This window comes from Pseudomonas sp. GM84 (assembly GCF_000282535.1).
Lineage (GTDB): Bacteria > Pseudomonadota > Gammaproteobacteria > Pseudomonadales > Pseudomonadaceae > Aquipseudomonas.
Window position 1 is genome coordinate 59,641 of sequence record NZ_AKJC01000325.1, and the last position, 7,493, is coordinate 67,133.

Consider the following 7,493-nt stretch of genomic DNA (forward strand, 5'->3'; position numbering starts at 1 on the left):
CCTGCCCACTTCGGTGGTTTTTTACATGGAGTAAATATGAGCGGAGCTTCTGACCTCAAGCTCTTTGAAGAGCTGGTGAACAACGCCAACTCGCTTTTCCTGTCGGATGCCGACCACGTTGTCATCAGCGGCGTTACAAAGCCAACCCTCAAAAAGATCTATGCCGATTTCATGGCCAGTACTGGGACTTATCCGTCAATCGAGGAAGGTCTGCTGGAAACCAATGGTACCGGTACTCAAAATCGGTTCTTCACGGTTCCTGGGGCTGATGGGACGTTCGAGACCCGTTATCGAAACGATGGAGGTGTCGCTGTTGTCGCTGGCAGGGTGGCATCCGCGGACGTTGTTGAAACGCTTTCTAGTCTCGTCAAGAGCTCGCCATCTAGCTCGCCTGAAGTCGCGATTCTTGAGGTCTGTGATCCTGAGGGCGGTCTCCAGCTGCTCGCCACAGACAAGCGGCTAACCACCATCCCATTCGAAGTAGCATCATTGCCAGGCCGACTCGCAATTGGCGACGCAGAAGGTGCCATGTCGCTCTACTCCGATGAGAAGATGACGATCTTGGGCCCGCTGGAAATGCATGTAACAGACCAGCCAGGAATTTTCGTAACGGATCTTGACGGTGCGATCCTCAATCCGCTTAGCGACCCAATGTCGCTGTTTGGTGAAGATGTTGGACCCGATCCTCTGGAAGGTGGATTGCTTTTCTGTCCGCTGATAGCTACGTCTCCGGTATCAGATACCAAAATCCATGTGGCCAGTATTCTTCCTAGGCGGGAGCAGGTTGGTGATGTGGTTGCGTCCCTGGGAAGCATGAGCACCAGTGCGTCTGCATTGGGTGAGGTGATTCCGGTAAGCCATTCGGCATATGGTGACAAGGCGGTCCTCAGCCTGCGTACCAGGACTAACCCGGATGCACGCCGCTTCATGCAGCTGAACATCAAGGACGTCCCCGTGCAGACGGGATCCCCCCCCATCAAGATCCTGATGATCGGCGACAGCATCACTAATTATGCCGGAGCATACATTCTCGACCAGTACCTCAGGGATCTTGGTTTCGCCCCTATATTCATTGGCACCCTTCGAGGAGCAGGGCCAAGCGAGGGCGCGAACGGAGCTAGCGGGCTGCTGGGGGAAGGGCGGCATGGCTGGCAGGCCCGGGATTACACGTGTGCTATTAACCGTCGACTGATAGTGGAAGTCGGCCAAGAGGCTTCGTATCTGGCCATGGCGAAGTCGGCCAAGGCTGGATACAACCCGTTCCTTCGAGCGGCCACGCCAGAGGACAGAGATGACCTTGTCCGCAACGGATATGTGTTTGATCCCGCTTTCTATCAAGCCAGGTTCGGTCTGGATACCCCCGACGTGGTGGTCAGCCTGCTCGGAACGAACGATGCATACTTCGTAGCTCCTGGCTCGATTTATGGCGAGATTCATGACGCTGATCGGATTATGCACTCGCAAATCAAGGCGGCATGGCCTAGCGCGAAAATCCTCAGGTCGGTGCCTGGAACCGCGGTTGATGATGCTCGCAATGCTCTTTGGAGCTCCACCTACACGAAAATGATCGCTGGAATCCAGAAGTCGGCGATCGACATCGGTTCTTCGGTAACAGTTGCGCCGCTTTGGGCAATGGCCAACCACGAAGCAGGTTACGCATTGCCTGCTTCGTCTCCTGGGGAGGATGGCTTTATTTCTGGAAACTGGTCGGACGATATTCACCCGATTGGCTCGGCCCGTTATGCGTATTACCGCGCAATGGCTCCATACGTTGCAGGCCTCAAGCTCAACATCATTTAATAAGGATTTAAAATGGGTATTCTTCTTATTTCCAAGGACACTGTTGCTCCGTGGAATACCAAAGTCATTGCGCCAGTGACTCGCGGACTTGAGGCCTGGTTCACTTTCGACACCGATGCTGCCCGCTTCGGTTTCAATCGTGCGCCCTATAAGCCAAACGGGAGAATTGTAGGATCTCCAGTAGCATATTCGACCCATGGGCGCTTCAAATCGCTTGTGAACTTCATTCAGACCGAAGCTCCTGATACTGCGAAGGTTACAATCATCGCGGTGGGTCGTTCGCCCGTCGCCGTTCCTGACCCAATTCCAACTCCAGATCCTCGACCCGTCTATGCGAGCACCTTCTCCGGCCCGTCTATAACCCCGGGGATTCCCGGAAACTCGACCGGGGTCACCCTGTACCCAGGCGGCGCTGCGCTGCTCGCTTCGACCGCCGCACGGAGCAATGGCAGCGGTGGGATTAGCGTCGGTCAGGTCTCGACTGCCGATGACCCTACTGCTTGGGGTATTCGGGTCTTGCGAGCATCCGACACCGAAGGCACTTTGGTCCAGAACATTACCCGCGCCTCAAAAGTTGTTGGAAGTGCTGGAACACAGCGTGCACTTACCGCTAATAAATTCCGAATTGGCAGCGCCTTCTCTCAGTTTCCGGGGGAGGTTGATATTTCCTCGATCGCGATTTACTCGGAGGCGTTGACCGACGAAGAGATTGCCCTTGTTGCGGAGCGGATGAGAACGCGCATGCAGCGACTTGGTGTCACGGTATAAATAAAAAGGGCCGCTTAAGAGCGGCCCTTTGATTATTCTTCGTTCACAGCGTCTAGGTCTTCGACCTTCGCTTTCTGAATCTCTTCTTGAATTATTTCCCGCACCCTTGCTTCTTGAACTTCGGTAAAAACCTTAGGAAGCTGGCTGGATTCGTTTTCTTTAACTGAGTGTTGCATGCTCTTAGCTTTCCTTGTCGGACATGTTCATTCGATGAGGAAACGTATCACAACTGCAACAAATTTCCTCTTCAACCTATTCTACATTTCCTTCCCGTCAGCTGGGAGGGCTTAGTGTGCCCGGAGTCACCATGACCATAACCGAGCAGCAACTGCTGCAGATTCTTCCCAAAGCCCGCCCAGTTGCGGGCATTTTTTTGCCTGCACTGAACCGGGCGATGGCGCGCTGGAAGATCGATAGCCGTGTCCGGCAGGCTGCCTTTCTTGCCCAAGTCGGCCACGAATCTGGCCAACTGCGGAACCTGGTCGAGAACCTGAACTACAGCGCCGAGGCCCTGGTGAAGACCTGGCCCACCAGGTTTACTAGCCAGACCGCGCCCGGCTATGCCCGCCAGCCGGAGAAGATCGCCAACAAGGTTTACGGCAGTCGGATGGGCAACGGCCCCGAGTCCTCCGGCGACGGCTGGCAGTACCGGGGACGTGGCCTGTTGCAGGTCACCGGCCGCTCCAACTATCGCGCCGCTGGCGCCGGTCTGGGCCTGCCGCTGGAGGACGATCCTGGGTTGCTCGAGCAGGCCGAGAACGCCGCCCATTCTGCTGCCTGGTGGTGGGCGAAGCACGGGCTGAACGAAATGGCCGACGCCGGCCGCATCCAGGATATCGGCAGTGTCATCAACACTGGCCAGCCGGGCCGGGTTCCGCATGGCGCGGCCGAGCGGAAGGCGCTGTATGACCTGGCGCTGCGGGTGCTGGCATGAAGTCCTGGGTCATCAGGTGCGCGCTGCTGCTGGTGTTCCTGGGCTCCTACTGGCTGATGTACCAGCACGGCCGCTCTGTGGAGCGAGCGAATGCGGGCTTGGCTTCGGCGCAGCGGGACAGCGGCGACCGCCTGGCCGAAGTGATCGGCGAGCGCGGCGCCCGCCAGGAAGAACATCGACGCGCCCAGGCGCAGGAGGAGGCGCGAGCCCATGCACAGGAAGAACGAACGATTGCTGATGCTGGCGCTGCTGGCGCCGATGTTGCTGGCCAGCGGCTGCGCGACGAAGCAGGAAAGCTCGCCGCCACCATCAGTTGCCCCGGCACGGATACCGCCGCTGTCGCCCGAGGCCAGGCAGCCACCCGCGCCGCAATGGTGCTCTCCGAACTGCGCGACCGGGCTGACGCTCGAGCGGGAGAGCTGGCGAAAGCTTATGACCGTGCCCGAATAGCCGGGCTGGCGTGCGAAGCGTCCTATAATGCGCTGATCAACTGATCGGAGCACGGTGGTGGAGAAACGGACGTTCATTGGGCTGGTGGAGGCGGGCGAGCCGCTCATCAAGCAGGCGATCGAGGCCATGCGGCAGTACCACGCAGCAGAAGCCGCCGGGCTACCAGCTGCAGAGGTGGAGCGATTGCACCTGCTGGCCGAGTCGCTGTTCCAGGCTGTCTCCGACTACCAGCTACGAGTCGTGGCCCAAGCCCGCGGCAAAGATCTTCCCCCACTGCACTAGATCCGCTGATCGGCAATTGCCCACGGCGGGCCCCGCCTATACGATACTGTATCTTTATACAGTATCGGTGCCCCATGTACTTCCTCCTCGTGCGCCGCCGCGTGAATGGCGTGGCCATCCCTTCCGAACAGCTCAGGAAGATCAAGCCCCTGCGCGCCGATATCCACATCGGTGACCACCAGAGTGAGCCATTAGGCCGTGTGGCCACCCAGGCTTGGGTGTTCAACCCGACGCCCGGGCCGGACATCATCCCGCGCCTGCATGACGCTAAGGTCAACGGCATGGCCCAACTCGGGATGAACATCAATGGGGTTGAAGACATCGACGGCGTGCTCTATGCGCAGTCGTGGTGGTGCAGGGCGGAATGATGAGCAGATTGCCGCGGGCCTGGCTGGCCGAGCTTGACGACCAATTTGCCTTGATCACCGATCCAGATGGCCGAGCCGCTGTGCTCGGCGAGATGGCCCATGCCGCGCATCGCCGGCGGGAGGTCAGTGCCGAGGACCTGACGGACATGCTTGAGCTTGCTGAGGCTGCCAGATACTGGGCACTGATGGAGCACGAGGATGCCTATCACATCGGCTTGTTCATGTATGAATCAGCGAAAGAGTGGGAAAGGGACGAGCCAGGACGGATCGTGGTCGGCAGAACGCCTGGGATGGGTGCTTAAGCTGTCTAAAACTGAGCTGAAGCTACTCGGTTTTACTGGGCGAAAGTCGGTCAAACTCGCCAATGCATATTAGACAGCCTCGATGCATAGGCCGCGAACTGCGCGGCCTGAGGCCTGTTTCTCACACTACTGCTGCATCATCGGGGTGTGTGCGGAAAGATCAGACATTCAGGGCCTTACAGCGGGTGATCTGGTTGGCGATTGTGAAACCGGCAATGGTACAGGCTTTTTCAACGAGATGCAGGCAGACGCCCATGGACGTGCGTGCGCACTCGGGTACGTTGCATTTCGTGTAGCGCCCTTGCATTATGCACGCTATGCAAAAACGCAATGTAGCCATCGTACTCAGAGAACTGCTCGATCGCCACGGCCTGTCCCCGACGGAGCTGCACCGGCGCACGGGCGTACCGCAATCCACCCTGTCGCGTATTCTCGGCGGCAAGATCGTCGACCCTTCGGACAAGCATGTGTCCAAGATCGCCGACTACTTCGGTGTCAGCACCGAGCAGTTGCGTGGCCGTGCCGAACTTGGCCAATCGCGGGAGGCCGCACTGCCGGCCCATGGCCACGCGGACCTCAGCGACATCAGCCTGTGGGACGATGAAACCCCCGTCGAGGACGACGAGGTGTCGGTACCTTTCCTTCGCGAGGTCGAGTTGGCAGCAGGATCAGGAAGATTTGTCATCGAAGAGAGCGAGCGCGCGCGCCTGCGCTTCGGCAAGCGCAGCCTGCGGCACAATGGCGTGCAATTCGATCAGGCCAAATGTGTGACGGTACGCGGCAACAGCATGCTGCCGGTGCTGCGCGATGGTGCCACGGTCGGGGTCAATACCGGAAAGTGTTCGATCGGTGACATCATCGATGGCGACCTCTATGCCATCAACCACAATGGCCAGTTGCGCGTGAAGCAGGTCTACCGCCTGCCTACCGGTATTCGTCTGCGCAGTTTCAACCGCGACGAGCACCCCGATGAGGACTACAGCTTCCAGCAGATGCAGGACGAGCAGATCAGCCTGCTCGGGCATGTGTTCTGGTGGGGTATGTACGCCCGCTGACGGCCCCCGGCCTGAGGAAAAACCCGCCCCCCGGCGGGTTTTTTTTCGCCTGCAGAAAATCCCTACAAGCCCGATCGTGCACAGCCTTCATGCATATCAGCAAAAAGTAGTGCATAGATATTTCCAGAAACGCATTGACTGCATATGCATTGATGCATATCGTGTATTTCAAGCCGGACGCATACCGGTTGTGACACAGGCAGCGATGGGCAGGCCTCAACTGTCCAGGGGCTGGCAACTGGCCCGGGTGTACAGCGTAAAGCTGGAATGCCGAGTTCACCCACAACGGACCTGTTGGCCAGTGCCGGCAGGCATCACGCAGGAGGCAGGACAGCGATGAACGCACAACAAGCGTTATTGGAAATGCCGCTCTGGCTGGTAATCGTCCTGGCATTGCTGGGCGGCCTGAGCGGCGAGATGTGGCGGGCCGACAAGGCTGGCGCCAAAGGCTGGTCGCTGTTGCGACGGTTGGTGCTGCGCTCCGGGGCATGCATGGTCTGCGGGGTATCGACGGTGATGCTGCTGTATGCCGGCGGCCTGTCGATCTGGGCGGCCAGCGCATTTGGCTGCATGACCGCGGTAGGGGGTGCCGACGTGGCCATGCGGATGTATGAGCGCTGGGCGGTTCGGCGTCTGGGGTTGTGCGACAGCGCGCAGTCCGATGAGCAATAGCGAGGAGATCAACCATGCTTACAGAAACGCAATTGCTACAGATTTTGCCCAACGCTCGCCCCGTCGCGGGCTTTTTTCTTGCTGCACTGAATGTCACGTTGCCACGTTGGGAAATCGACAACCCCAAGCGTGTCGCGGCGTTCATCGCCCAGGTCGGCCATGAGTCCGGGCAGTTCCGCCATGTAAAGGAACTGGGCAGCGATCGCTATCTGGCTCGCTATGACACCAGTAGCCTGGCCTTGCGCCTGGGCAATACGCCGCAGGCGGATGGCGATGGCCAGTTGTACTGCGGGCGCGGCCTGATCCAGGTCACTGGGCGCAACAACTATCAGGCCTGCAGCCATGCGCTGTTTGGCGACGAGCGTTTGCTGGCACAACCGCAACTGCTCGAGCAACCGCGTTGGGCCTGTGAGTCGGCGGCGTGGTTCTGGCATTCGCGCGGGCTCAATGGCCTGGCTGATCGGGGCGAGTTCAACAGCATTACGCGTCATATCAATGGGGGGCTCAATGGGTTGAAGGACCGTCTTACGCTCTGGGCGCGGGCGCGCGAGGTGTTGGGTTGAGTCACCTGGTTGATGCGTTGCGGGTGCTTGGCATCAGTTCTGTAGCGTTCATGAGATCGAGCGCCGCCCGCGCGGCGCATCGCGGATGAATCCGCTCCTACATTTGTTGCAACGTACCTATGCCTGATAGGCCATGGTTGCCAGCCTTGTTGGCACGACGCGATTTTTCGGTTGGTGCGGGTGGTCGACGCGATATTTCGCCGAGCGTCAAAGGCGGACAACCATGGCCTGACAAACCGTGGCACGTTGCAACAAATGTAGGAGCGGATTCATCCGCGATGCGCCGCGCGGGCGGCGCT

11 protein-coding genes are annotated in these 7,493 nt (G+C 59.0%); 10 read left to right on the forward strand and 1 reads right to left on the reverse strand.

Translation table 11 applies throughout. From position 1 onward, the window contains the following. The first annotated feature begins 36 nt into the window (after positions 1-36). Positions 37-1,800, forward strand: coding sequence for an SGNH/GDSL hydrolase family protein (locus tag PMI38_RS23665; RefSeq protein WP_008099773.1), 1,764 nt, complete (start codon positions 37-39; stop codon positions 1,798-1,800). Between the two features lie 12 nt (positions 1,801-1,812). Continuing rightward, positions 1,813-2,568, forward strand: coding sequence for a hypothetical protein (locus tag PMI38_RS27180; RefSeq protein WP_008099775.1), 756 nt, complete (start codon positions 1,813-1,815; stop codon positions 2,566-2,568). Positions 2,569-2,600: 32 nt separating this feature from the next. Here the strand turns inward: PMI38_RS27180 and PMI38_RS27185 are convergent, their stop codons facing one another. Continuing rightward, positions 2,601-2,744: a hypothetical protein gene (locus PMI38_RS27185; RefSeq protein ID WP_157214891.1), complete on the reverse strand. Its 144-nt coding sequence runs from the start codon at positions 2,742-2,744 to the stop codon at positions 2,601-2,603. Between the two features lie 131 nt (positions 2,745-2,875). Between PMI38_RS27185 and PMI38_RS23670 the strand changes: the two genes are divergently transcribed. The 8 genes from PMI38_RS23670 (at position 2,876) to PMI38_RS23705 (ending at position 7,194) form a co-directional block, all read left to right on the forward strand. After that, on the forward strand, positions 2,876-3,502 hold the full coding sequence (locus tag PMI38_RS23670) for a glycoside hydrolase family 19 protein (protein ID WP_008099777.1): 627 nt from the start codon (positions 2,876-2,878) through the stop codon (positions 3,500-3,502). Next, positions 3,499-3,996, forward strand: coding sequence for a DUF2514 domain-containing protein (locus tag PMI38_RS23675; RefSeq protein WP_008099779.1), 498 nt, complete (start codon positions 3,499-3,501; stop codon positions 3,994-3,996). Before PMI38_RS23670 ends, PMI38_RS23675 begins: the two co-directional genes overlap by 4 nt. A 13-nt stretch (positions 3,997-4,009) precedes the next feature. Continuing rightward, a complete protein-coding gene (locus tag PMI38_RS23680; RefSeq protein ID WP_008099781.1) occupies positions 4,010-4,234 on the forward strand; it encodes a hypothetical protein in 225 nt (74 codons plus the stop codon). Positions 4,235-4,308: 74 nt separating this feature from the next. Continuing rightward, positions 4,309-4,602 (forward strand): hypothetical protein, encoded by a 294-nt coding sequence (locus tag PMI38_RS23685; RefSeq protein ID WP_008099783.1) that lies wholly within the window; start codon positions 4,309-4,311, stop codon positions 4,600-4,602. After that, positions 4,599-4,904, forward strand: a complete 306-nt coding sequence (locus PMI38_RS23690) for a hypothetical protein (protein WP_008099785.1) — start codon at positions 4,599-4,601, stop codon at positions 4,902-4,904. The genes PMI38_RS23685 and PMI38_RS23690 overlap by 4 nt, the downstream gene beginning before the upstream one ends. A 308-nt stretch (positions 4,905-5,212) precedes the next feature. Then, positions 5,213-5,959 carry a LexA family transcriptional regulator gene (locus tag PMI38_RS23695; RefSeq protein ID WP_081502578.1) on the forward strand — a complete coding sequence of 249 codons (747 nt, stop codon included), beginning with the start codon at positions 5,213-5,215 and terminating at the stop codon, positions 5,957-5,959. 336 nt (positions 5,960-6,295) lie between these two features. After that, positions 6,296-6,631 (forward strand): phage holin family protein, encoded by a 336-nt coding sequence (locus PMI38_RS23700; RefSeq protein ID WP_008099790.1) that lies wholly within the window; start codon positions 6,296-6,298, stop codon positions 6,629-6,631. A 14-nt stretch (positions 6,632-6,645) separates the two neighbouring features. Continuing rightward, positions 6,646-7,194, forward strand: a complete 549-nt coding sequence (locus PMI38_RS23705) for a glycoside hydrolase family 19 protein (RefSeq protein ID WP_008099791.1) — start codon at positions 6,646-6,648, stop codon at positions 7,192-7,194. Positions 7,195-7,493 lie beyond the last annotated feature (299 nt).